Raw genomic sequence first — 23,504 nt, forward strand, 5'->3', positions numbered from 1 at the left:
TGGCCCGCCTCGGCCCCGGGTACATCGCGCTGTGAAACGACGGCGATGCAACGAGGACACGCAGCGACAGGCGGGTAAAGAGAGGCGATGCGGTGATGCGCAGGGCGAGCTTCTATTCTAAGTGGCTACCCCCCGCTTCCCCAAGCAGGGAAAGCGGCGATGGTGTGATTTCAGTCCGCTTCTCATGAACGTTTCGGATAACACCCGAGTCGCGTTTCATCCCTGGTCTGAAAAAGATGGAATGGTGCATTGCAGCGTTGTATTCGCGCGGAATTTTCGCCACTATCGACGGCGAAGCGGTGCCGCGCAGGTACTGCCCTTATCCGTTTTTTGCATAAATGACGTGAATAAATGGGGCTACAATTCGCACTGAAACGTCGACCCATTCTGTTCGTCACGAGCCTTTCCCCATGCCCACGCCGATCGATCCAAAACTGCGCGAAGCTGCGCTCGAATATCACGAATTCCCCACCCCCGGCAAAATTGCCATCGCACCGACCAAGCAGTTGCTCAACCAGCGCGATTTGGCGCTGGCCTACTCGCCGGGCGTTGCGGCTGCGTGTGAGGAGATCGTCGTCGATCCGCTCAATGCGTCCCGCTACACCGCACGGGGCAACTTGGTCGGCGTGATCTCGAACGGTACGGCCGTGCTCGGTTTGGGCGATATCGGCCCGCTGGCCGCCAAGCCGGTCATGGAAGGCAAGGGCGTGCTTTTCAAGAAGTTCGCCAATATCGACGTATTCGATATCGAAATCGACCAGAAGGACCCCGAGAAGCTGGTCGATATCATCGCGGCACTGGAGCCGACCTTCGGCGCCATCAATCTGGAAGACATCAAAGCGCCCGAGTGCTTCATCGTGGAGCGCAAGTTGCGCGAGCGCATGAAGATTCCGGTCTTCCATGACGATCAGCACGGTACAGCCATCGTGGTGGTCGCCGCACTCATCAACGGCCTGAAGGTCGTCGGCAAGGATCTGAAGTCGGTGAAACTGGTCACCTCCGGCGCTGGCGCGGCCGCACTGGCCTGCCTGGACCTGCTCGTCGACATGGGGCTGCCCATCGAGAACGTCTGGGTAACGGACCTGGCGGGTGTCGTGTACGAGGGCCGCACCGAACTGATGGACCCGGAGAAGATCCGCTTCTCGCAAAAGACCGATGCGCGCGGACTGGCCGAAGTGATCGTCGGCGCCGACGTGTTCCTCGGGCTGTCGGCCGCGGGCGTGCTCAAGCCGGAAATGGTCAAGACGATGGGCGACAAGCCGCTGATCTTCGCGCTGGCCAACCCGAATCCGGAAATCACGCCGGAACTCGCAAAGGAAGCGCGTCCGGACTGCGTGATGGCGACCGGTCGCACCGATTATCCGAACCAGGTCAACAACGTCCTTTGCTTCCCGTTCATCTTCCGTGGTGCCCTCGATGTGGGGGCCACCACGATTACGCGTTCGATGGAAATTGCCGCGGTCAACGCGCTGGCGGAGCTGGCGCGTCAGGAGCAGAGCGATATCGTGGCGTCGGCCTACGGGATCAAGAACTTGTCGTTCGGCCCGGAATACCTGATTCCCAAGCCGTTCGATCCGCGACTGCTGGTCAAGGTGGCCACCGCCGTGGCCGAAGCGGCGATGGCCGCCGGTGTCGCGACCCGTCCGCTCGCGGATGTCGATGCCTACTCGCAGTCGCTTCAGCAGTTCGTGTACCACAGCGGCGGTTTGATGAAGCCGCTGTTCTCGGTGGCGCGCAGCGTGTCTGCCGACAAGAAACGCATTGCGTTCGCCGAGGGCGAAGAGGAGCGCGTTCTGCGCGCCGTGCAGGTGCTTGTGGACGAGCGCGTCGCAACGCCGGTCTTGGTGGGGCGTCCTGCCGTGATCGAACACCGGATTCAGCAATATGGCCTGCGCTTGACGCCGGGGGTCGATTTCACCATCGTCAACCCGGAACATGATGAGCGTTATCGTGATTACTGGGAGACCTATCATCAGCTGACCAACCGCATGGGCGTGACGGCGTCGTATGCGCGCGTCGAGATGCGTCGCCGCACGACGCTGATTGCCGCGATGCTGGTGCGCAAGGGCGAGGCCGACGGCATGATCTGCGGCACGGTATCGACGCCGGGCCGGCACCTGCACTTCATTGATCGCGTGATCGGCAAGCGCGCCGGTGGCCATGTCTACGGCGCGATGAACGCGCTGATTTTGCCGAACCGGCAGATTTTCCTGGTCGATACGCACATCAATCAGGACCCGAGCGCCGAGGAACTCGCAGAGATTACGCTGATGGCGGCGGAAGAGATCCGCCGCTTCGGCATCCAGCCGAAGGTCGCGTTGCTGTCGCACTCGAACTTCGGCACCAGCGACGCAAATTGCGCTCGCAAGATGCGTGAAACGCTGGCGATCCTGCACGAACGCGCGCCCGATCTGGAGGTCGATGGCGAAATGCACGGCGATTGTGCCCTCGATCCGGCGCTTCGCGCGCGCATCATGCCGGAATCGACACTCACCGGTGCTGCGAACCTGCTCGTCATGCCGAACATCGATGCTGCGAATATTGCCTACAACCTGCTCAAGACGGCGGCGGGCAATAACGTTGCGATTGGGCCGATCCTGCTGGGGGCTGCCGCGCCGGTGCATATCCTGACCGAATCGGCCACGGTACGCCGCATCATCAACATGGCCGCCCTGGTGGTGGCCGATGCGGCAGCGCAGCAACAGGCGCGCTGACCCGGAGAGTGCACGCGGCGTTTCGGCGCTGTTCGGCACACGTTATCGACAGATCGCCGCACCCGTTCGGGGCGGCGATCTGTCGTTTCAGTGAGGCGTTTTCACATCGTATATTTGAGTGTGTGCGCACACTTCAATAAAAAGTCTTTTGTTTTCAATTATTTGTTGGATGGTTTGGTTGCAAAATGTAAGCCGACATTGATTCTCGGGACCAATAGCGATAACCTTACGGCTTCACCCACCAGAACTAGCCCGCAGCGCAAAACGGCGGCGGGCGACAGACTCGCTATGACCATGGCACGTTGGCTTCACCGGGGCATCGTGGCGCTGACGGCGGCGGGTAGTGTCTTACTGTGGTCCAACGCGGTGGCGCGCGAAACCGCGCCATACCTCGCGGATCAAACGGTAACGGTGTCCGTTGCCGAGTTGCCGCGCGAGGCGCAGCGTACGCTGTCGCTGATTGCCCGGGGCGGGCCGTTCCCCTACGCCAAAGATGGCATTGTGTTTGGGAACTACGAAAAGCTGCTGCCCAAAATGCGGCGCGGCTATTACCATGAATACACGGTGCCGACTCCCGGTGCCCGCAATAGGGGTGCCAGGCGCATTGTTTGCGGCGGCGACCAGCGTGTGGTCGATCCGTGTTACTACACCCACGATCACTACAACAGCTTTAGACGCATAAGGGAATGACAGCAGTATGAGTGAGCCGGTTTTCGCACAGGAACGCGGGAAAGATCTTATGGCAGAGCCATTCGGTGCGGGCGAGGGCAACTTGTTCAAGCAGGTGCTGGGCCTGCATGCTGTCGCACGGGCCGGCCGCCGCCATACCTTATCGGAAGAGGGAGATATGAGTCTTTTCAAGACCGTCAGGCCGAATATCGTGCAGTCGATCCGCGCATTCCGCGTGCCGGAATTGGCCGCAGAGGCCGAGCGACTCGGACAGCATTTCCTGTACGCCAATTGTTCACAAGCGCAAAGCAAGGCCGAGGTGCTGGAGACGATCGCCACGTCGTTCCTGTTTCCCAAGCATTTCGGAAAAAATTACGACGCGTTGCACGACTGCCTCACCGATCTGGTGCACCATGCCGGCCCGCAGCCCGGTTTCGTTGTCGTGCTCGAAGGATTGCCGGTGGTGACGAAGTTCGACAAGGACGGCCGCGAAACCCTGCTCGACGTGTTTCGCGACGCCGCTGAGTTCTGGGCGGAGCGTCGCATCAGTTTTCGCGTGTTTTACTCGTTTGCCTGACGGCCATCGGCCCGAATCGGCGGTGAGTGGCCTCGGAAGTCCTCTCTAAGGCCATCGATCAGACTGCGGCTGCGGGCAGGCACGGTGCCCCGCCGTCAAGAAAAAGGTCCGCAAGCGCGGACCTTTTTTCGTTTTTAGCCGGTCGGCCGTGTTTCAACCCGTACGGCCGCCGAGGAATTGCTGCGCAAGACTCGCCAAATCGAGTTGACCTTGGGGCAGGTCGCCGTTAGGCGTGAGGTGATTGATCACCTCCGGCAAGAGGGACGACAACTGTTGCGCCGCCTCGTCCTGGCTCACGCCCGCCGTATCGGCCAGTTGCGCCAGGTGTCCGCTGGGGCCAAGCGCCTGGCTCACCTGATCTGCCGACACCGCCTGGTTGCTTCCGGTACCGACCCACGAGCGCATGGCGTCGCCCAAACCGCCGTTTTCCAGCATCTGCGTCAGACCACCCAGTCCACCCAGCGCGCCGATCAAATCGCCGGGAGGGGTTGCCGGGCCGCCCGCCTGCGTCGGCTGCGCAGCTTGCGCGCCGCCCAGCAGGCCACCCAGCAGACCACCGAGGCCGCCACCGGCCCCCCCGGCAGCCGCGCCACCGCCCAGCATCCCGCTCAGGGCACCCCCGAGCGAGCTGAGCATGTCACCGCTCTGACCGCCCTGGCCCTGTTGCGCGCCGCCGGACCGGCTGGCGATCATCGTCAACAAGCCCATCAACAGCAACATCTTGGTATTGCCGCCGCCGTTATTGCCATCGGCCTGATTGCCGGACATGCCACCGAGAATGGAATCGAGGATACCCATGAGGATTACTCCTTCAGACTTGAGAGGCCAATTGTCGAATCATCTGTGCTTACCAACCGCCCCAGCGTGCAGCCAAAGCAGCGAGTACCGCAATACCCGCCGTTTCAGTCCGTAAGATACGCTCGCCCAGGCGAATCGCCGCAAAACCGCATTCCTGCGCGTGCGCCTCTTCGTGAGGCGACAGCCCGCCTTCGGGGCCGAAGAGCAAAACGCCCGGCCGAGACGGGGCTTCCAGCGGTAGCGAGTCGAAACCGCTGTCTGCTCTGGGCGACAATAGCACACGCCACCCATAGTCTGTCATCGCGTCCTGGTCGCGCAGCCAGACGCCGATCTGGCGGATCGGCAGAATGCGCGGCACCCGATTGCGTCCACATTGCTCGCAGGCGGCTTGCGCAAGCGCCTGCCAATGCGCAACCCGCTTCGCAGCGCGATCGCCTTCGAGGCGGATGACCGAACGCTCGGTCGCAAGCGGCTGAATGTCGGATACGCCAAGTTCGATCGCTTTTTCGATCAGCCAGTCCATCTTGTCGCCGCCAGCAATGCCCTGCGCGAGCGTTACGCGATAGGGCGTCTCCGCCTCGCGTACATTGCATTCCCCGAGTTGCGCCGTGGCGTGCCGCTTTTCCAGCGTTGTGAGCACAGCGGGATACTCGCCGCCAGTGCCGTCGAAAAGCGTGAGGGCGTCGCCCGTCGTCAGGCGCAATACCTGAACGTGACGGACCACGGTCTCGGGAAGGTCGAGCAATGCATGGGCGTGCAACGGCGCATCGATAAAAAAGCGAGGCATACGGACGGAAGTCGGAGGAAGGCTGTCGGGCGCGGTGCCGGGAACAGAAGCATACCCCAACGCCATCGGGGAGCAGGCTCAACCGCGTGGCGCAATCGGGCAGGCGAAACCCCACCGATATCCGTCAGGATCTTCCAGTTGGCATAAGCGGTCGCCCCAGAACTGGTCAATGGGTGCCATCAACCCTTTCGCCCCGGCGCCGGTCGCCCGTGCATACAACGCATCGACGTCCTCTACGTAGACATAGAAGCTCTGTGGCGCTTCCACACCGGAGGTGCGTGGCGTGCGTGCCGTCGTGCCGAAGGCGCCCTCGGGGGCGAACATCACGATCAACTGCCCGTGATAAAACATCTCGACGTGCATGACTGCGCCATCGTCGTTCACCATGTCATGCACCGTGAAACCGAAAGCCTGCGCATAGAACGTGGCCGCTGCGCTGGCGTCACGTACAGTCAGATAGGGCGTCAACCACGGCACATGAGATGGGCGGGGATCGGGCATGACAGCGGCGCTCCGGTAAGTCCGCCGGCGCGGCGTAACGCGTGCACGTTCTGAACGACGAATGAGCGAACGGGTTGCCGCCGACGGAGATGGTGAGTCCCCAATATACAAGGAACGCGGGTTCGTTTCACCCATCGCACGTCATCGCACGTTTTCACACGTTATCGCGCGCCCGTCTGGCTCGTTGAATCGCCAAGTACGCTTGTCAATTCCGGCGGAATGTCGAACAGCATCGCATGGCGAGTTAGCGAATAGTGGCGCAGGGTCCGCAGCGTGTCCGGCGTGGCGCCGCCGGAGCGGCCGCGCACATCCAGTGAATCGCTGGCTAGCGCAAGTGCCCACAGCGTGCCGTAAAGCGGCACATAGGCGGTCATCGGCTGGACGAATTTGAACACCGAGCGCAACGCGTCGAGTATGCGTCTCACTTGATCGGCTTCGAACCATGGCGCGCCCAATTGCAGGGCGATACCGCCATTGGGGCTGAGCAACGCACGAACCTTGGCGAAGAATGGCGCGTCGTGCAGCGCAGCCGCATCGCCGCCGGCGTCTGTCAGGTCGAAGATCACGGCATCGAACCGGTCGCCCCGAGCCAGTGACGCGTCGACGAGATCCCGCGCATCGCCGACGATGAGTGTGGTGCGAGGGTCGTCGAAGGCGCCGTCGGGAAGCGCCGGCATATGCTGCAGGATCGTGGCGGGTACCTGAGCGTCCCACTCGGCGACGACGACTTCGCGCACGCTCGCATGGCGCAATATTTCGCGCGCCGAGCCACCGTCGCCTCCGCCGAGCACCAGCACGCGTCGGGCGTTGCCGTGCGCGAGCAATAGCGGGTGCACCATGCATTCGTGGCAGATGTGCGCGTCGGCGAGCGACGCCATGAACCGGCCGTCAAGCCGGTATGCTCGTCCGAGCGCGCCGAAGGCCGGTAAATCCACGATCTCGATGTGCTGACAGGCCGACGTCGTGGTGAATACGGGGTGGGCGGCGAAACTGTAACCCGCCCAAATCCCAAGCGGCGCTGCGTACGTCAGTCCAACGGAGGACGGTTCATCGTCGGAGGCATCTTGTTTTTCCGTCATTGGCAAGGCAACTTCCTCTAATGTGTGGCGATCACGCGACTTCTGTGCATGATTCCACATTCTCGCGTATTGGGGAAGTTCGCCGCAGAGAACCCGGGCAAGTGCCGTATCTGGTAAAATCCTCGTCTTTATCCTGCACTTGAATTTCGCGCGGCAGCTCGCGGCAATGGAGCACGCCCGCTCTTCCTGCTGGTCACCATGACGAACTCCTCTCCTGCTAGCGCTGCGCTGATGGCCTCTGCCATTCGCGTCCTTTCCATGGACGCGGTCCAACAGGCCAACTCCGGTCACCCTGGCGCGCCGATGGGCATGGCCGATATTGCGGTTGCTCTGTGGGGCCGTCATCTCAAGCACAACCCCGTCAACCCGCATTGGTTCGATCGCGACCGCTTCGTGCTGTCGAACGGTCACGGCTCGATGCTCATCTACTCGCTGCTACATCTGACGGGGTACGACCTGCCCATCGACGAGCTGAAGCACTTCCGCCAATTGCACAGCAAGACGCCGGGGCATCCGGAAGTGGGCATCACCCCAGGCGTCGAGACGACCACGGGGCCGCTGGGCCAGGGCATTACCAATGCCGTGGGCTTCGCGCTTGCCGAGGCACTGCTCGCCAAGGAATTCAACCGCGCGGGCAACGACATCGTCGACCACTACACGTATGCGTTCCTGGGCGACGGTTGCCTGATGGAGGGCATCTCGCATGAAGCCTGCTCGCTCGCGGGCACATTGCGTCTGAAAAAACTCATCGCGCTGTACGACGATAACGGTATCTCGATCGATGGCGACGTCGAGTACTGGTTTGCCGACGACACGCCGAAGCGCTTCGAAGCGTACGGCTGGAACGTCATTCGCGGCATCGACGGTCATGATGTCGACGCCGTCGACGCCGCGATCGCTCAAGCCAAGACATCGGATCGTCCTACGCTGATCTGCTGCAAGACGCTGATCGGCAAGGGCGCACCGAACAAGCAAGGCGGTCACGACGTGCATGGCGCGCCGCTGGGGGCCGACGAGATCGCGGCGACGCGCGCTTCGCTGGGCTGGCATCTGGCGCCGTTCGAAGTGCCGGCCGACGTCTATGCCGCATGGGATGCCAAGGCCGCCGGGCAGCAAGCCGAAGCGGCCTGGAATGAGCGCTTTGCCGCTTATCGCAGCCAGTTCCCGGCAGAAGCGGCCGAGTTCGAGCGTCGCATGAAGGGTGAGTTGCCGGGCAACTTCAAGTCGGCCGCTGCGGCACTTATCGCCAAGACCAACGAGAAGGCTGAAACGGTCGCCACGCGCAAGGCGTCGCAACTCGCCATTGAAGGCCTGGCCGCTGTGCTGCCGGAATTCCTGGGCGGCTCTGCGGATCTGACCGGTTCGAACCTGACGAACTGGAAGGCGAGCAAGGCCGTGCGCGCCAACGCAGAAGGCGTTCAGTTCGGCAATCACATCAATTATGGTGTGCGCGAATTCGGCATGAGCGCGATCATGAACGGCGTTGCGCTGCATGGTGGTTACATCCCGTTTGGCGGCACGTTCCTGACGTTCTCCGATTACAGCCGCAACGCGCTGCGCATGGCGGCGTTGATGAAGCTGCGCTCGATCTTCGTGTTCACGCACGACTCGATCGGTCTGGGCGAGGATGGCCCTACGCATCAGTCCATCGAGCACGTATCGAGCCTGCGTCTGATTCCGCACATGGACGTATGGCGTCCGTGCGATACGACGGAAACGGCCGCCGCGTGGGTGGCTGCCGTGGAGCGTCACGACGGTCCGTCGAGCCTCGTGCTCAGTCGTCAGAATCTGCCGTTCGTCTCGCGCGACGATGCGCAGATTGCCGATATCCGTCGTGGCGGCTACGTGCTGCGCGACGTACCGAATCCGCAGATCGTGCTGATCGCGACCGGCTCGGAAATCGAGCTGGCCCTCAAGGGCGCCGACGCGTTGGCTGCCGAGGGGATTGCGGTGCGTGTCGTGTCCATGCCGTCGGCCAACGTGTTCGACCGTCAGGACAAAGCGTATCGCGACTGCGTGCTGCCGCGCGGGGTGCCGCGTGTGGCCATCGAAGCCGGCGTGACGGCGTACTGGCATAAGTATGTCGGCCTGGACGGTGGCGTGGTCGGCATAGACACCTTTGGCGAGTCGGCTCCGGCCGGCGTGCTGTTCAAACACTTCGGCTTCACCGTCGACCACGTGGTCGCGACGGTCAAGTCCGTGCTTGGCTGATTTCGTTAGACCTTACGGAGAAACCCCCATGACCATTCGCGTCGCTATCAACGGCTACGGCCGCATCGGCCGCAATGTGCTGCGCGCCCATTACGAAGGTGGCAAGAAGCACGATATCGAAATCGTTGCCATCAACGATCTCGGCAATGCACAGACGAACGCTCACCTGACGCAATACGACACGGCGCACGGCAAGTTCCCGGGCACGGTGTCGGTCGACGGCGATTTCATGGTCGTCAACGGCGACAGGATTCGCGTGCTGGCCAACCGTAACCCGGCCGAACTGCCGTGGGGCGAGCTGGGCGTGGATGTCGTGCTCGAGTGCACGGGCTTCTTCACGTCGAAGGAAAAGGCCAGCGCTCACCTGAAGGGCGGCGCGAAGAAGGTCATCATATCGGCCCCGGGTGGCAAGGATGTCGACGCCACCATCGTGTTCGGCGTGAACGAAGGCGTGCTCAAGGCGACCGATACGGTCATCTCGAACGCTTCCTGCACCACGAACTGTCTGGCACCGCTGGTCAAGCCGCTGCATGAGAAGATCGGTCTGGAAACGGGGCTGATGACCACGATCCATGCTTACACCAACGATCAGGTGCTGACCGACGTCTATCACGAAGACCTGCGTCGTGCCCGTTCGGCCACGATGAGCATGATCCCGACGAAGACGGGGGCTGCTTCGGCGGTCGGTCTGGTGTTGCCGGAGCTCAATGGCAAGCTCGACGGTTACGCGATCCGCGTTCCGACGATCAACGTGTCGATTGTCGACCTCTCGTTCATTGCCAAGCGCGATACGACGGTTGACGAGGTGAACGCGATCCTGAAGGACGCGGCGGAAGGCTCGCTCAAGGCCATTGCCACGTACAACACGGCACCGCTGGTGTCGGTCGACTTCAACCACAACCCGGCTTCGTCGAACTTCGACGGCACGCTGACCAAGGTGTCCGGTCGTCTGGTGAAGGTCAGCTCGTGGTATGACAACGAGTGGGGCTTCTCGAACCGCATGCTCGACACGACCGTGGCGCTGATGTCCGCGAAGTAATCGCGTTCGCCAACGACGAAAAAAAGCCGCTGTCGTGAGACAGCGGCTTTTTTCATTGACGCGCGCGCAGCGGCTTGGTCGCTGAGGCCGATGCTTATGCGCGACGCACGCATGCCTTGCGGCACAGTCCGATCACAACCCCCATGATGGCACCGAGCATCAGACCGCCGAGGCCAAAGTACAACTTTCGTGGAAAGACCGCGTTGACGCCGACTTGAGTTGCACTGACAACACGAGTGTTGTAGGACTGATCCGGGGCAAGCATCTGTGAGATACGATAGCGGCTCTCGTTGAGCGTCGCGCGCTCCGTCCGGGCGCTTTGTAATGCGCCGAGCGCTATCACCGAATCCGAATTCTTTGAACTCGCGAGTGCTTTACTCAACTGTTCCTGGGCTTTGGTGTTCGCCGCGATGGCGGCATCAATGAAACTCAACTGCTGCTTCGGAAGCATTTGCGTGCGTTCGAGAATTGCCGCATGTTCGGCTTCGACTCGGTTTGATGCAGCATTAAGCACTTGCTCGGCTTGCTCAGGTGAGGTGCCGCGCCCTGTAATCTCTACGTACGCCGTACCCGGGAGCGCGCGCGCTTTCAAGGACTTCCATGCGGTTGTTGTTTGCAGCGCGTTCGCGTCGTTTCTCAACTGAGGAAATAGTTCTCCTGCGACATTGTCGCGGAACGCGTTTAGCTCAATTCGCGCTATCGTTTGCTGAGGCGATTCGATCAACGGACTTTCAGGGCCGGCAACGGGGGCGCTAGCTGCACGCCCAATTTGTAGCGTGACCTTCCCTTCCCATTTCTTTTGAAGCGCAAAGGTGCTGCCAACGCCAATGGCGGCCCCCAGCACGGCGAGTCCGGCAATCACTTTCAGGTTGTCGCGGGCAAAATCGAGAATATCCGCCAGCGAAATTTCGTCTGCGTCACTCTGTGCCATGTCGTTGGGAGCTTGTTCGTGATTCATATGAAGGATTGGTGCTTCAAAGCGATGGCATGCACCACCGCGTCTCACCGTCTTTGACGGAGTCTACGATAGACAAAGCGGGTTAGCGTTCGGATTGGAGGCCGGCTATGCTGCGGGAGAAATCTCAGAATGGGGCCATCGAAAGGCATTTCGGAAAAACAATTCCTAGTTCTTCTGACGGTGCGGGCACGGATTCTTGGTGCAGCTTCCGTACATCGCGAGCGAGTGCTCCTGAAGCGCGAAGCCGCTCTTCTTGGCAATCATCTGCTGGCGGTGTTCGATCTCGGCGTCGAAGAATTCCTCGACACGCCCGCAGTCCAGGCACACCAGGTGATCGTGGTGGCGCCCTTCGTTGAGCTCGAAAACGGCCTTGCCGGATTCAAAGTTGCTGCGCGACAATAGTCCCGCTTGCTCGAATTGCGTCAGGACGCGGTACACCGTTGCCAGGCCGATATCGAGATTTTCATTGAGCAGATGACGATACACGTCTTCAGCGGTTAAATGGCGCACCTCGCTGTTCTGAAAAATCTCCAGAATTTTGAGGCGCGGAAGCGTGGCTTTCAGTCCGATATTTTTCAGTTCGGCGGGATTCGGCATCGCTCTACGTCCCTAGAGTACAATACAGCCCCAATAATAATGCCTTTTTGCCTTGCCCGGGCGCAAACCGGGGCAAACGGGACGGATTGATCCGTCAACGGGGGCGATGTGGCGGCGCGCCCGGCGTGCCGGAGTCATGGTCGATTTTTTTGAAAGCGAGTCAGATTTGCGTCGTTATCTCTCCCTTCCGTTCTCCGTCTGCGCTGCGGCGGCATTCCTGGTGCTGGCCGGTTGCTCGACGTATGACAGCGTGACCGACAAAGTGATCGGCGTGGTCACGCCGTATCGAATCAACATCGTGCAAGGCAACTTCGTCTCGAAGGAGGCCTACGACAAGCTCAAGGCCGGTATGACGCGCGATCAGGTCCGCCAACTGCTCGGTACACCGCTACTTACGGATATCTTCCACGCGAACCGCTGGGACTATGTCTTCTATTTCAAGCGGGGTAACACGTCGGTGGTGCAGGAGCGCCATCTGAAGGTGTATTTCGACGGTGACACGCTGGCGCGCTGGGAGGGCGGCGAAAATCTGCCGACCGAGTACCAATTGGTGCAGGAAATCGATGGCCAGAAGGGCAAATCCGTGAAGACCGACGCCCCGGTACCGTCGACGGCGAGTGCCGCCGCCGCCGAGGACGTAGCGCCGTCGCAGACGGCCACGCCTGCCGCCTCGGACGCCTCTGCCGCTTCCGCCGTTTCCCCCGGTTCCCCCGTTTCGACGGCTGCCGCTGCAGCGACCACCGCATCGCCGTCCGCCACTTCGTCCAACGCTCAGCCCGCTGCCGCCGACAGTGCATCGGGCAGCGCGACCACGGCGACGGGCACAGGGCTTGTCCCATCGCCGCGGGTGACCTCCGGTGGCGGCTTGTTCTCGATGCCCAAGTAAGCTGTCAGACGACTGAAGACATCCATGATGAAGATTGCGATTGCTGGCGCCTCAGGCCGCATGGGCCGGATGCTGATCGAAACCGTACTGGCGGCCGACGACGCCGAACTCGTCGGCGCGCTCGACCGTGAGGGCAGCCCGGCATTGGGCCACGATGCCGGCGCCTTTCTAGGTTGCGAGACGGGGGTGAAAATCACCGCCGATCTCGACGCTGCGCTTGCCAACGCCCAATATCTGATCGATTTCACGCGTCCCGAGGGCACGCTGGCGCATCTTGCCGCTGCCCAAAAGCACGGAGTGAAGATGATCGTCGGCACGACTGGCTTTTCGGACGCGGACAAGGCGCGCCTGGCCGAAGGGGCCGAGCACGTGGCGGTGGTGTTCGCACCGAACATGAGCGTGGGTGTGAATGCCACGTTCAAGCTGCTCGAAATCGCCGCCAAGATTCTGAACACGGGTTACGACATCGAGATTATCGAGGCCCACCACCGCCACAAGGTCGATGCCCCGTCGGGTACGGCACTGCGCATGGGCGAGGTCGTTGCCGATGCACTGGGCCGTGATCTGAAGACGTGCGCTGTCTACGGCCGCGAAGGCGTGACCGGCGAGCGCGATCCGTCGACCATCGGTTTCGCCACCGTGCGTGGCGGCGATATCGTCGGCGATCACACGGTGCTGTTTGCCGGCATCGGCGAGCGCATCGAGATTACGCACAAGTCGTCGAGCCGTCTGTCATACGCGCAGGGCTCACTGCGCGCCGCCCGTTTCCTCGCGCAACACGAGACAGGCCTGTTCGATATGCAGGACGTACTGGGCCTGCGCTGATTCAGCACTCGCGTCCGGCCTGGATCGCCGGTCGCGCATCGAGGCGTCGAGCGTGATACTCGGCTACGTGCCGGCAGTCGCCCACGACGCCGACGTCACGCGCGCTCACCCTCCCCGATGGCTCGACGCGTCGGTTGGCGCCGACGGCCAAGTCGCCTCAAGGTCGCATCCGCTCGCCACCATCGCGCCGAATCCGCTGCCGGCGGCGTTATAATCATCGTTTTCCCCGGATTTGCCCCGAAAAGCCTACGTGCTGCGCGCCCCGCTGCCGCGCACCGGCAGGGTCGAAGCCGAGCCGAATCCTATCTGCCGACCCATCATGCAAGAAAAATACGTTCCCGCCGACGTCGAAGCCTCCGCCCAGTCTCACTGGCAGGCGATCGACGCCTACAAGACCACCGAGCGCGCGGACAAGCAGAAATTCTATTGCGTCTCGATGCTGCCGTATCCGTCGGGCAAGCTGCATATGGGGCATGTGCGCAACTACACCATCAACGATGTGATGTACCGCCAGATGCGCATGCGCGGGTACAACGTACTGATGCCGATGGGCTGGGACGCCTTCGGCATGCCGGCTGAAAATGCGGCGATGGCCAACGGCGTGCCGCCGGCCAAGTGGACGTACGACAACATCGCGTACATGAAGAAGCAGATGCAGGCCATGGGCCTGGCGATCGATTGGTCGCGCGAAGTCGCCACCTGCAAGCCGGAGTATTACCGCTGGAATCAGTGGCTGTTCCTGAAGATGCTCGAGAAGGGCGTCGTCTATCTGAAGACCGGCACCGTGAACTGGGATCCGATCGATCAGACCGTACTTGCCAATGAGCAGGTGATCGACGGCCGCGGCTGGCGTTCGGGCGCGCTCGTCGAGAAGCGTGAAATCCCGATGTATTACATGCGCATCACCGAATATGCCGACGAGTTGCTCGGCGACCTGGACGATCTCGGCTGGCCCGAGCGCGTGAAGGTGATGCAGCAGAACTGGATCGGCAAGAGCTTCGGCGTGAACTTCGGCTTCCCGTACGAGCTGGACGGCGAGCGCCATCTGCTGCGTGTATTCACCACGCGTGCCGACACGATCATGGGCGTGACGTTCTGCGCGATTGCCGCCGAGCATCCGCTGGCGACGCGTCTGGCCGCCGAGCGTTCCGACCTGCAGGCGTTCATCGCCGAATGCAAGCAGGGCGGCGTGGCCGAAGCCGACATCGCCACGATGGAAAAGAAGGGCATGCCGACGGGGTTCTTCGTCACGCATCCGCTCACCGGCGACAAGGTCGAAGTGTGGATCGGCAACTACGTGCTCATGGGTTACGGCGAAGGCGCCGTGATGGGCGTGCCGGCCCACGATGAGCGCGACTTCGCATTCGCGCGCAAGTACGGCCTGCCGATCAAGCAGGTCGTCGCAGTGCCGGGCGAGACCTATTCGACGGACGCCTGGCAGGCCTGGTACGGTGACAAGGAAGGCGGCTCGCTGGTCAACAGCGGCAAGTATGATGGCCTGGGCTTCGCGGCCGCCGTCGACGCCATCGCGGCAGATCTCAAGGCTCAGGGCGTGGGCGACAAGCAGGTCACGTTCCGTCTGCGCGATTGGGGGATTTCGCGCCAGCGCTACTGGGGCACGCCGATCCCGATCATTCATTGCGCGTCGTGCGGCGCGGTGCCGGTCCCCGAGAAGGACCTGCCCGTCGTGCTGCCCGAGGACCTCGTGCCGGACGGCACCGGCAATCCGCTGGCCAAGTCCGAGGCCTTCCTCAAGTGTACTTGCCCGAAGTGCGGCAAACCGGCGCGCCGCGAGACCGACACGATGGACACATTCGTGGACTCGTCGTGGTATTTCTCGCGTTATGCGTGCCCGGACGCCGACACGATGGTCGATGCGCGCACCAATTACTGGATGCCGATGGATCAATACATCGGCGGCATCGAGCACGCGATTCTGCACCTGCTGTACTCGCGCTTCTGGACTAAGGTCATGCGCGATCTGGGGCTGGTGAGCTTCAAGGAGCCGGCGCAGAACCTGCTCACGCAGGGCATGGTGCTCAACGAGACGTTCTATCGTGAGGACGCCTCGGGCAAGAAGACATGGTTCAACCCGCTCGATGTTCAGGTGCAGGTCGACGACAAGGGCCGCCCGGTCGGTGCCACGTCGAAGGCCGACGGCGCGGACGTGACGCTCGGCGGCATCGAGAAGATGTCGAAATCGAAGAACAACGGTGTCGATCCGCAGTCGCTGATCGATCAGTACGGGGCCGATACGGCACGTCTGTTCGTGATGTTTGCGGCACCGCCCGAGCAGCAGCTCGAGTGGTCGGGCGCCGGCGTCGAGGGCGCGAGCCGTTTCCTGCGTCGTTTGTGGGGCTTCGGCCAGTCGCACGCAGCGCTGCTGCGTCAGGCGGATGCCGTCGTCGATACGGCGAACCCGGCGGCGCAGGCGCTGCGTCTCGAGATTCATGGCGTGCTCAAGCAGGCCAACTACGATTATCAGCGGGTGCAGTACAACACGGTGGTGTCGGCGGCGATGAAGATGCTCAACGCCATCGAGAGCGACAAGGGGGCAGCGGGTGCCGGTGCGGTGCGCGAATGCTACGGCATTCTGCTGCGCGTGCTTTACCCGGTGGTGCCGCACGTCACGCATGGCCTGTGGGCCGAGTTGGGCTATGCCGCGCAACAGGGTGATCTGCTGGATGCGCCATGGCCGGAAGTCGACGAAACGGCGCTCGTGCAAGACGAAATCGAACTCGTATTGCAGGTCGCGGGCAAGGTGCGGGGCGCCGTGCGCGTAGCCAAGGACGCTTCGCGCGAAGCCATCGAGCAGGCTGCGCTGGCGCACGAAATGACGACCAAGTTCGGTGAGGGCAAGCCGGTGAAGAAGGTCATCGTCGTGCCGGGCCGTCTCGTGAACGTAGTGGTCTGAGGCGGCAGCCAGTGCCGTCGGTCGACGATTTAATGACGTTTGGTGACAAGAGGGCACATCACGTGCAAATGACATCCGGGCAACGAGGCGTCGGTGCGGCGCGCAGGATCTTCGGCTGGATCGCAGTGCTGGGCTGCGCGTTGGCGCTGTCCGCCTGCGGTTTCCAACTGCGTGGCGCAAGCGAATATGCGTTCCATCGTTTGTACATCTCGGGCGGTGGTCAGATGGCGACCGACATCTCGCGCTATATTCGCTACGGCAGCAAGGGGACGGTCGTCGTGACGGAGCCGAAGGACGCCGACGCTCGCCTGGAAATCGTGAACGCGACGTCGTCGCGCACGGCCGTCAGCCTCGACGCCAACGGCCAGGCGCGCGAGTACGAAATGCGCAGCACGTTCACATTCCAACTCGTGACGCCGGACGGCACACCGATCATTCCGTTGAGCACGATTCGCCTGACGCGCAATCTGCCTTACAGCGACAGCGAGACGTCGGCGCGTGACACGGAAGCCGCATTGCTCAACCGGGACATGCAGAAAGACGCTGTCGACCAGATCGTCCGCCGCATGGAAGCCGTGAAGTCGATGCCGGCAAAGAAGCCGGAAGAGTAACCCTCGTCACCATGCAATTGCGTCCCGACGCGCTTGACGCGCATCTCGCCAAAACCCTCTCGCCAATCTATATGGTTCATGGCGACGAGAGCCTGCTTGTCCAGGAGGCGGTGGATCGCATACGCGCGGCAGCACGCAAGGGCGGGTTCACCGAGCGCGATGTGCTCAGTGTCGAGCGCAGTTTCGACTGGGGTGCGCTCGCTAACGCAGGCCAGTCGATGTCGCTGTTCGGCGACCGAAAACTCATCGAATTGCGTATTCCGGGGGGAAAGCCCGGCAAGGACGGTGGCGCTGCGCTCAAGGCGCATGCCGATGCCGCGAACGGCGACGTGCTGACGATCGTCACGCTGCCCCGTCTCGATGCCGCAGCCACCAAATCGGATTGGTTCGCAGCGCTCGAACGCGCGGGCGTCACGATCAAGATCGATCCGGTCGACCGGATCCGCCTGCCGGACTGGATCGCCCAGCGCCTCGCCGCACAGGGACAGCGTGTCGAGTCCGGTGAGCCGGGGCGTCGCGTGTTGCAGTTCATCGCGGACCGCGTCGAGGGGAACCTGCTCGCGGCCCATCAGGAAATTCAGAAGCTGGGTCTGTTGTATCCGTCGGGCCCGACGGGCGTGCTCACATTCGAGCAGGTGCAGGATGCCGTGATGAATGTCGCGCGCTACGACGTGTTCAAACTCAGCGAAGCCGTGCTGGCCGGCGATGCCGCCCGGCTGGTGCGCATGCTCGACGGTCTGCGCGGCGAGGGCGAAGCGGCACCGCTCGTGCTGTGGGCGCTGACCGAGGAAGTCCGCACGCTCGCCAAGATCACGCGCGGGATGGCCGCAGGCAAGCCACTCGCGATGCTATTGCGCGAGTATCGGGTCTGGGGGCCGCGAGAACGCCTGATGGAACAGGCAGCAAACCGCGTCACGCCTGCCATACTCGCTCAGGCACTCCAATTGGCTGCCCGTCTGGACCGGCAGGTCAAAGGGCTGCGGGCCGACGGTCTGTCCGGCGATCCGTGGGACGGCATGCTGCAACTCGGCCTGCTGCTCGCAGGCGAGCGACCGCCGATGGCGCGCTCCGCTCGCGCACCACGCCCGGTGCACGCGTAGACCGCGCCCGAATTTCTGCCAACGCCGGCTCCCGGAGCACGGGAGCCGCGCCAGCAAGATCACCGTAATTGACGGACAATCTGGCGAATGAGCGGCGGCGCGTTGTGTGGTGCCGTCTGAATTTTCGACCGCTGCCTGCGCCGATCGTCCACCGAACACACTGGCGAGTGAGTCGCCAACAGAATTGCAGAACCGACATGAATATCCAAGCCTACATGCAATCGTTGGGCCGGCGCGCGCGTGAGGCGTCGCGCGCCATGGCGCGTGCCGATACCGCTGCCAAGAATCGCGCACTGCTCGCGATTGCCGATGCCATCGAGCGAGATGGCACAAAGTTGCAGGAAGTGAACCGTCGCGATCTCGAACGGGCCCGAGCCAACGGTCAGGACGCCGCATTCATCGACCGCCTCACGCTGTCGGACAAGGCGCTGCGCACGATGATCGAAGGCCTGCGCCAGATTGCGGGACTGTCGGACCCCATCGGCGAGATCGGCAACGTGCGCGTGCAGCCGAGCGGCATTCAAGTCGGTCAGATGCGTGTGCCGCTGGGTGTCATCGGCATCATTTACGAATCGCGTCCCAATGTGACCATCGACGCTGCAGCGCTTTGCCTCAAGTCGGGCAATGCCACCATTCTGCGCGGCGGTTCCGAGGCCATCGAAAGCAATACGGCGCTGGCCGCCCTGATCGCCGAAGCGCTCGCAGCGAGCGGTTTGCCCGGCGACGCGGTGCAAGTGGTGAGCACGCCCGATCGCGCCGCCGTCGGTGAGCTCATCACGATGACCGAGTATGTCGACGTCATCGTGCCGCGCGGCGGCAAGAACCTGATCGCACGTCTGATGCAGGACGCCCGGGTGCCGATGATCAAGCACCTCGACGGCATTTGTCACGTCTACGTTGATGGCCGCGCCGACCCGGCAAAGGCGCTGAACATCTGCGAGAACGCCAAGACGCATCGCTATGGCACCTGCAACACGATGGAGACGCTGCTTGTCGATCAGCGGGCCATCGATCAGTTGCCTGCCATTGCGCGCATGTTCCAAAGCAAGCAAGTCGAGCTGCGCGGTTGCGAACGCACCGTGGCGGCGCTCGGTGAAGCCGGCGTGCGTGGCGTCGTTGCGGCGAGCGAGGAAGACTGGTCGACGGAATATCTGGCGCCGGTGCTGGCGATCAGGATCGTCGACGGCCTTGCACCGGCCATCGAGCACATCAATCGTTACGGCTCGCACCACACCGACGCCATCGTGACCGAGGATTACACGGCGGCGATGCAGTTCCTGCGCGAAGTCGATTCGGCAAGCGTGATCATCAACGCGAGCACGCGTTTCGCCGACGGCTTCGAATTCGGTCTGGGCGCGGAGATCGGCATTTCGAACGACAAGCTTCACGCGCGCGGCCCTGTCGGGCTCGAAGGCTTGACGAGTCTGAAGTACGTCGTGTTCGGACACGGCGAAGTTCGCAAGTAAGCGCGGAATCGTCAAATGCGTTCCAAAAAACGACAAGCGCTCGGCCCGGCCGATTTTCGGAAGATGCCGTGGAAGAACGGCCTGGGCGTGACGACGGAACTGGCAATAGCGCGATGTCCCGGTGAAGACGGCTTCGATTGGCGAATCAGCACGGCCACGGTCGCGAGTCCGGGGCCGTTCTCCGTGTTCGCGGGCATCGACCGATCGCTCGCCATTGTCCGGGGCGGGGCGCTCACGCTCAATATCGAAGGCCGTCCCGACGTTACGCTCACGACGCGCACGCCACCCTGCGCCTTCGGTGGCGAATTGGCCGTGCGCTGCACACCGCTGCTCGATACAGCCGGGGTGCCGATCGACGACTTCAACGTCATGACGCGCCGCGTCGGCTGGCAGCATACGCTGGCCCAACATCGCCTGGAGAATGACGCGCTGAGGTGGGCGCTTCCGGCGGGGGGGGATGCCGTCGCCTTTCTCTACTGCACGCACGGGCGCGTACGGGCGACGTTCAGCGACGGCCAGGCCATGACCGCTCCTGCAGGCCACGCGCTGCGCATCGAAGGCGACGAGACCTGTGAACTGCGTGCCGAAGCGGGTCCCGCCGACGTTTTCCTGACGACGCTCTCGCGCCGTTAAAAATCCCGAGGCCCCTGCGTCGACACGCCTCCGAATACGGTTCCGGTGCCGATCGTCCAGCGGGACCCAAAAAAGGACACCCGCAGGTGTCCTGAGCATGCTTTCGCTTCGTCGCGTATCGATGGCCCGGCAAGGGCCATCGAGGATCGAGGCGAGCGCTTAGTGGCGGAAGTGGCGTGTGCCTGTCATCAGCATGGCGACGTTGCGTTCGTCGGCCGCAGCGATGACTTCGTCGTCGCGCATCGACCCACCCGGGTGGATCACGCAGGTCGCGCCAGCGTCGACGACCACGTCCAGGCCGTCACGGAACGGGAAGAAGGCGTCCGAGGCAACCGCCGAGCCGTTCAGCGACAGTCCAGCGTTCTGGGCCTTGATGCTGGCGATGCGGGCCGAATCGACACGGCTCATCTGACCGGCGCCGACCCCCAACGTCATGCCGCCGGCGCAGAACACGATGGCGTTCGACTTGACGTACTTGGCCACGCGCCAGGCGAAGAGCAGATCTTCCATTTCCTTCGGCGTCGGGTGACGCTTCGTCACGACGCGCAGTTCATGCGGTGCAACGTTCTTTGCATCCGGGGACTGAACCAGCAGGCCGCCGCCAACGCGCTTGAAGTCATACTGATTCACACCGTTGCCGAGCGGCACTTCCAGCAGACGAACGTTCTGCTTGGCGGCGAAGACTTGCTTCGCGGCCTCGCTGAACGACGGCGCGAGCAGCACTTCGACAAACTGCTTGGCGACCGCTTGCGCGGCGGCTTCGTCGACCTCGCGGTTAAACGCGATAATGCCGCCGAAGGCCGACGTCGGGTCGGTCTGGAACGCTTTCGCATAGGCGTCGGCGGGCGTTGCGGCCACAGCCACGCCGCACGGATTCGCGTGCTTGATGATGACGCAGGCGGGCGCATCGAACGTCTTGACACATTCCCACGCGGCATCGGCATCGGCGATGTTGTTGTACGACAGTTCCTTGCCCTGGAGCTGACGATAGTTCGCGAGCGAGCCGGGCGGCGTGATGATGTCGCGGTAGAAGGCGGCGCTCTGATGCGGATTCTCGCCGTAGCGCATGTCCTGCACCTTCGTGTACGCGAGGTTCAGCGTGCCCGGGTAGGCAGAGCGCTCGCTGTGACGCAGCGACTCGCCAAGGCTCGTGAGGTAATTCGTGATCGCGCCGTCGTACTGGGCCGTGTGGGCAAACACCTTTGTCGCCAGACGGAAGTTCGTGGCGTAGCCGACCGTGTTGCCGTTCGCTTTCATTTCGTCGAGCACCACGGCGTAGTCGGCCGGATCGACGATCACGGTGACATCGCGATGGTTCTTCGCGGCAGAGCGCAGCATCGTCGGGCCGCCAATGTCGATGTTCTCGATGGCGTCTTCGAGCGAGCAGTCGTCGCGGGCGATGGTCTGCACGAACGGATACAGGTTCACGACCAGCAGATCGATCGTCGGAATGTCGTGCTTCTGGAGCGCGGCCATATGCTCGGGCAGATCGCGGCGGGCAAGAATGCCGCCGTGAACCTTCGGATGCAGCGTCTTCACGCGCCCGTCGAGCATTTCCGGGAAGCCGGTGTAGTCGGCCACTTCGGTCACCTTCAGGCCGGCTTCCGCCAGCAGCTTGGCGGTACCGCCAGTGGAGAGAATCGACACGCCCTGGGCAGCGAGCGACTTGGCGAAGTCGACGATGCCGGTCTTGTCGGAGACGGAAATGAGAGCTTGCTTAATCATGACGGACGGTAGTGAAGCGGCGAAAACAGGCGAGTTGGGCGAAAGGGGCGGGCGCAGTATGAGGTCATCGAATCGGGCGCACCCCGCGATGGGGAGGACGGCGGGCTCGCATCGATGGCCACCGGTCCTCGCGCAACGGCTAGAGCAGGCCGTGTTGCTGCAGCTTCTTGCGCAGCGTGTTGCGGTTGATCCCCAGGTATTCAGCGGCAAGCGACTGGTTGCCATCGGCCTTGCCGAGCACAAACTCGAGCAGCGGCTTCTCGACGACCGAGACGACCATATCGTAGACATCGTGTGGCCGTGCGCCATCCAGATCGCGGAAATACGAATCCAGACTGTCGCGCACGCATTGTTCTATGTTTGTTTTGCTCATGCGGCTAATAGCTCCCTCGGCGATTCTTGTTCATAGCAGAGACGGTCCGAGTGCGCCTTCTGCTGTTCGAAAAACTCGTTGACCGCAGCCAACTGTTCCTGCGTGGTGTCGAGCGTATTCATACGCTGGCGGAACGTGGCTGCCCCCGGCAAGCCGCGCGAATACCATGCGATATGTTTGCGTGCGGTTCGCACACCGGTGTACTCCCCGTAAAACTCGTAATGGTCCTCGAGGTGTTCGTTCATGATTTGCTGGATTTCGTCGACGCGCGGCGCCAAGGCGATTTCGCCCGTCGTGAGAAACAGCTCGATGTCGCGAAACAACCAGGGACGTCCCTGGGCGGCACGGCCGATCATGAGGGCGTCTGCGCCCGTGATATCCAGCACATGCCTGGCCTTTTGCGCCGAGTCGATATCGCCGTTGGCGACGACCGGAATGCGGGCAGCGGCCTTCACGGCGGTGATCGTCTCGTACTCGGCTTCGCCGTGATAAAGGTCCGCGCGCGTACGCCCGTGGACGGTGAGCATGGTGACGCCGCAGTCTTCGGCGATACGGGCAACGGTGAGGGCGTTCTTGTGTTCGCGATCCCAACCGGTGCGAATCTTGAGCGTGACCGGCACGACATCACCCACGGCACCGACCACGGCGGACACGATCCGGGCGACGAGCGGCTCGTTTTGCAGCAGGGCCGACCCGGCGGCCACGTTGCACACTTTCTTGGCCGGGCACCCCATGTTGATGTCGATGATCTGAGCGCCCCGCTCCACGTTATAGCGGGCGGCCTCGGCCATCATGGCCGGATCGGCGCCCGCAATTTGCACCGAAATCGGGGCGACTTCGCCTGCGTGATTGGCGCGGCGCATCGTCTTCTCGCTCTTCCAGAGCTGTGCGTTCGAGGCCACCATTTCCGAGACGGCGTAGCCCGCGCCAAGTCGCTTGCACAACTGGCGGAACGGCCGATCCGTCACGCCCGCCATGGGGGCGACGAACAGGTTGTTGCGGAGTTCGTAGGGGCCGATACGCACGATGAGGGGTAAGGCG

21 protein-coding genes are annotated in these 23,504 nt (G+C 62.6%); 12 read left to right on the top strand and 9 right to left on the bottom strand.

Features of this window, described 5'->3' with window-relative positions:
• Positions 1-410: 410 nt before the first annotated feature.
• From ACE3UG_RS07465 to ACE3UG_RS07475, 3 genes are all read left to right on the top strand, one after another.
• Positions 411-2,714 (top strand): NADP-dependent malic enzyme, encoded by a 2,304-nt coding sequence (locus ACE3UG_RS07465; protein WP_374621776.1) that lies wholly within the window; start codon positions 411-413, stop codon positions 2,712-2,714.
• A 294-nt stretch (positions 2,715-3,008) separates the two neighbouring features.
• Positions 3,009-3,404, top strand: coding sequence for a ribonuclease domain-containing protein (locus tag ACE3UG_RS07470; protein ID WP_374621779.1), 396 nt, complete (start codon positions 3,009-3,011; stop codon positions 3,402-3,404).
• Between the two features lie 7 nt (positions 3,405-3,411).
• Complete coding sequence (locus ACE3UG_RS07475) at positions 3,412-3,960, top strand: barstar family protein (RefSeq protein WP_374621782.1); 549 nt, start codon at positions 3,412-3,414, stop codon at positions 3,958-3,960.
• 153 nt (positions 3,961-4,113) lie between these two features.
• Here ACE3UG_RS07475 and ACE3UG_RS07480 read toward each other — a convergent pair whose 3' ends face one another.
• The 4 genes from ACE3UG_RS07480 to ACE3UG_RS07495 form a co-directional block, all read right to left on the bottom strand.
• A complete protein-coding gene (locus ACE3UG_RS07480; RefSeq protein WP_374621785.1) occupies positions 4,114-4,758 on the bottom strand; it encodes a YidB family protein in 645 nt (214 codons plus the stop codon).
• Between the two features lie 49 nt (positions 4,759-4,807).
• Positions 4,808-5,545, bottom strand: coding sequence for a 16S rRNA (uracil(1498)-N(3))-methyltransferase (locus tag ACE3UG_RS07485; protein WP_374621788.1), 738 nt, complete (start codon positions 5,543-5,545; stop codon positions 4,808-4,810).
• Between the two features lie 78 nt (positions 5,546-5,623).
• Positions 5,624-6,046 (bottom strand): VOC family protein, encoded by a 423-nt coding sequence (locus tag ACE3UG_RS07490; RefSeq protein WP_374621791.1) that lies wholly within the window; start codon positions 6,044-6,046, stop codon positions 5,624-5,626.
• Positions 6,047-6,207: 161 nt separating this feature from the next.
• Positions 6,208-7,398: a polyamine aminopropyltransferase gene (locus ACE3UG_RS07495; RefSeq protein WP_374621794.1), complete on the bottom strand. Its 1,191-nt coding sequence runs from the start codon at positions 7,396-7,398 to the stop codon at positions 6,208-6,210.
• On the opposite strand from ACE3UG_RS07495, the gene tkt reads away from it, so the two are divergent.
• Both tkt and gap read left to right on the top strand, forming a co-directional pair.
• Positions 7,324-9,336, top strand: a complete 2,013-nt coding sequence (gene tkt, locus ACE3UG_RS07500; protein WP_374621797.1) for a transketolase — start codon at positions 7,324-7,326, stop codon at positions 9,334-9,336. The two genes, ACE3UG_RS07495 and tkt, sit on opposite strands and share 75 nt — an antisense overlap.
• A gap of 28 nt (positions 9,337-9,364) precedes the next feature.
• Positions 9,365-10,375 carry a type I glyceraldehyde-3-phosphate dehydrogenase gene (gene gap / locus ACE3UG_RS07505; protein ID WP_374621799.1) on the top strand — a complete coding sequence of 337 codons (1,011 nt, stop codon included), beginning with the start codon at positions 9,365-9,367 and terminating at the stop codon, positions 10,373-10,375.
• A 94-nt stretch (positions 10,376-10,469) separates the two neighbouring features.
• Here the strand turns inward: gap and ACE3UG_RS07510 are convergent, their stop codons facing one another.
• Positions 10,470-11,333: a hypothetical protein gene (locus ACE3UG_RS07510; RefSeq protein WP_374621801.1), complete on the bottom strand. Its 864-nt coding sequence runs from the start codon at positions 11,331-11,333 to the stop codon at positions 10,470-10,472.
• Positions 11,334-11,498: 165 nt separating this feature from the next.
• The gene (gene fur / locus ACE3UG_RS07515) at positions 11,499-11,930 is read right to left on the bottom strand and encodes a ferric iron uptake transcriptional regulator (RefSeq protein WP_374621804.1); all 432 of its coding nucleotides are present in this window, start codon (positions 11,928-11,930) and stop codon (positions 11,499-11,501) included.
• Positions 11,931-12,066: 136 nt separating this feature from the next.
• Here fur and ACE3UG_RS07520 point away from each other — a divergent pair, with 136 nt between their 5' ends.
• The 7 genes from ACE3UG_RS07520 (at position 12,067) to ACE3UG_RS07550 (ending at position 20,365) form a co-directional block, all read left to right on the top strand.
• Complete coding sequence (locus ACE3UG_RS07520) at positions 12,067-12,816, top strand: outer membrane protein assembly factor BamE (protein WP_374621806.1); 750 nt, start codon at positions 12,067-12,069, stop codon at positions 12,814-12,816.
• A 27-nt stretch (positions 12,817-12,843) separates the two neighbouring features.
• A complete protein-coding gene (gene dapB / locus ACE3UG_RS07525; RefSeq protein WP_374622064.1) occupies positions 12,844-13,641 on the top strand; it encodes a 4-hydroxy-tetrahydrodipicolinate reductase in 798 nt (265 codons plus the stop codon).
• 319 nt (positions 13,642-13,960) lie between these two features.
• The gene (gene leuS / locus ACE3UG_RS07530) at positions 13,961-16,555 is read left to right on the top strand and encodes a leucine--tRNA ligase (RefSeq protein WP_374621809.1); all 2,595 of its coding nucleotides are present in this window, start codon (positions 13,961-13,963) and stop codon (positions 16,553-16,555) included.
• 68 nt (positions 16,556-16,623) lie between these two features.
• The gene (lptE, locus tag ACE3UG_RS07535) at positions 16,624-17,166 is read left to right on the top strand and encodes an LPS assembly lipoprotein LptE (RefSeq protein WP_374622066.1); all 543 of its coding nucleotides are present in this window, start codon (positions 16,624-16,626) and stop codon (positions 17,164-17,166) included.
• An 11-nt stretch (positions 17,167-17,177) separates the two neighbouring features.
• The gene (gene holA / locus ACE3UG_RS07540; RefSeq protein WP_374621812.1) at positions 17,178-18,266 is read left to right on the top strand and encodes a DNA polymerase III subunit delta; all 1,089 of its coding nucleotides are present in this window, start codon (positions 17,178-17,180) and stop codon (positions 18,264-18,266) included.
• 197 nt (positions 18,267-18,463) lie between these two features.
• A complete protein-coding gene (locus ACE3UG_RS07545) occupies positions 18,464-19,732 on the top strand; it encodes a glutamate-5-semialdehyde dehydrogenase (protein ID WP_374621814.1) in 1,269 nt (422 codons plus the stop codon).
• 15 nt (positions 19,733-19,747) lie between these two features.
• On the top strand, positions 19,748-20,365 hold the full coding sequence (locus ACE3UG_RS07550) for a HutD family protein (protein ID WP_374621817.1): 618 nt from the start codon (positions 19,748-19,750) through the stop codon (positions 20,363-20,365).
• Positions 20,366-20,524: 159 nt separating this feature from the next.
• Here ACE3UG_RS07550 and purH read toward each other — a convergent pair whose 3' ends face one another.
• The 3 genes from purH to dusB form a co-directional block, all read right to left on the bottom strand.
• Entirely contained in the window at positions 20,525-22,090 is a 1,566-nt protein-coding gene (gene purH, locus ACE3UG_RS07555) for a bifunctional phosphoribosylaminoimidazolecarboxamide formyltransferase/IMP cyclohydrolase (protein ID WP_374621819.1), read from the bottom strand.
• A gap of 139 nt (positions 22,091-22,229) precedes the next feature.
• Positions 22,230-22,463 (bottom strand): Fis family transcriptional regulator, encoded by a 234-nt coding sequence (locus ACE3UG_RS07560; RefSeq protein ID WP_010803993.1) that lies wholly within the window; start codon positions 22,461-22,463, stop codon positions 22,230-22,232.
• Positions 22,460-23,488, bottom strand: a complete 1,029-nt coding sequence (gene dusB / locus ACE3UG_RS07565) for a tRNA dihydrouridine synthase DusB (RefSeq protein WP_374621823.1) — start codon at positions 23,486-23,488, stop codon at positions 22,460-22,462. The genes ACE3UG_RS07560 and dusB overlap by 4 nt, the downstream gene beginning before the upstream one ends.
• Positions 23,489-23,504: the final 16 nt, after the last annotated feature.

The organism is Pandoraea sp., assembly GCF_041919235.1.
Classification (GTDB): domain Bacteria; phylum Pseudomonadota; class Gammaproteobacteria; order Burkholderiales; family Burkholderiaceae; genus Pandoraea.

Excerpts from the sequence above, each read along its gene's own strand:
- ACE3UG_RS07490 (WP_374621791.1), bottom strand. The coding sequence starts at position 6,046 with ATGCCCGATCCCCGCCCATCTCATGTGCCGTGGTTGACGCCCTATCTG.
- ACE3UG_RS07510 (WP_374621801.1), bottom strand. The coding sequence starts at position 11,333 with ATGAATCACGAACAAGCTCCCAACGACATGGCACAGAGTGACGCAGAC.
- ACE3UG_RS07475 (WP_374621782.1), top strand. The coding sequence starts at position 3,412 with ATGAGTGAGCCGGTTTTCGCACAGGAACGCGGGAAAGATCTTATGGCA.
- dapB (WP_374622064.1), top strand. The coding sequence starts at position 12,844 with ATGAAGATTGCGATTGCTGGCGCCTCAGGCCGCATGGGCCGGATGCTG.
- ACE3UG_RS07480 (WP_374621785.1), bottom strand. The coding sequence starts at position 4,758 with ATGGGTATCCTCGATTCCATTCTCGGTGGCATGTCCGGCAATCAGGCC.
- purH (WP_374621819.1), bottom strand. The coding sequence starts at position 22,090 with ATGATTAAGCAAGCTCTCATTTCCGTCTCCGACAAGACCGGCATCGTC.
- tkt (WP_374621797.1), top strand. The coding sequence starts at position 7,324 with ATGACGAACTCCTCTCCTGCTAGCGCTGCGCTGATGGCCTCTGCCATT.
- ACE3UG_RS07545 (WP_374621814.1), top strand. The coding sequence starts at position 18,464 with ATGAATATCCAAGCCTACATGCAATCGTTGGGCCGGCGCGCGCGTGAG.
- gap (WP_374621799.1), top strand. The coding sequence starts at position 9,365 with ATGACCATTCGCGTCGCTATCAACGGCTACGGCCGCATCGGCCGCAAT.
- ACE3UG_RS07465 (WP_374621776.1), top strand. The coding sequence starts at position 411 with ATGCCCACGCCGATCGATCCAAAACTGCGCGAAGCTGCGCTCGAATAT.
- leuS (WP_374621809.1), top strand. The coding sequence starts at position 13,961 with ATGCAAGAAAAATACGTTCCCGCCGACGTCGAAGCCTCCGCCCAGTCT.
- ACE3UG_RS07485 (WP_374621788.1), bottom strand. The coding sequence starts at position 5,545 with ATGCCTCGCTTTTTTATCGATGCGCCGTTGCACGCCCATGCATTGCTC.
- holA (WP_374621812.1), top strand. The coding sequence starts at position 17,178 with ATGCAATTGCGTCCCGACGCGCTTGACGCGCATCTCGCCAAAACCCTC.
- lptE (WP_374622066.1), top strand. The coding sequence starts at position 16,624 with ATGACATCCGGGCAACGAGGCGTCGGTGCGGCGCGCAGGATCTTCGGC.
- fur (WP_374621804.1), bottom strand. The coding sequence starts at position 11,930 with ATGCCGAATCCCGCCGAACTGAAAAATATCGGACTGAAAGCCACGCTT.
- ACE3UG_RS07470 (WP_374621779.1), top strand. The coding sequence starts at position 3,009 with ATGGCACGTTGGCTTCACCGGGGCATCGTGGCGCTGACGGCGGCGGGT.
- ACE3UG_RS07560 (WP_010803993.1), bottom strand. The coding sequence starts at position 22,463 with ATGAGCAAAACAAACATAGAACAATGCGTGCGCGACAGTCTGGATTCG.
- ACE3UG_RS07550 (WP_374621817.1), top strand. The coding sequence starts at position 19,748 with ATGCGTTCCAAAAAACGACAAGCGCTCGGCCCGGCCGATTTTCGGAAG.
- ACE3UG_RS07520 (WP_374621806.1), top strand. The coding sequence starts at position 12,067 with ATGGTCGATTTTTTTGAAAGCGAGTCAGATTTGCGTCGTTATCTCTCC.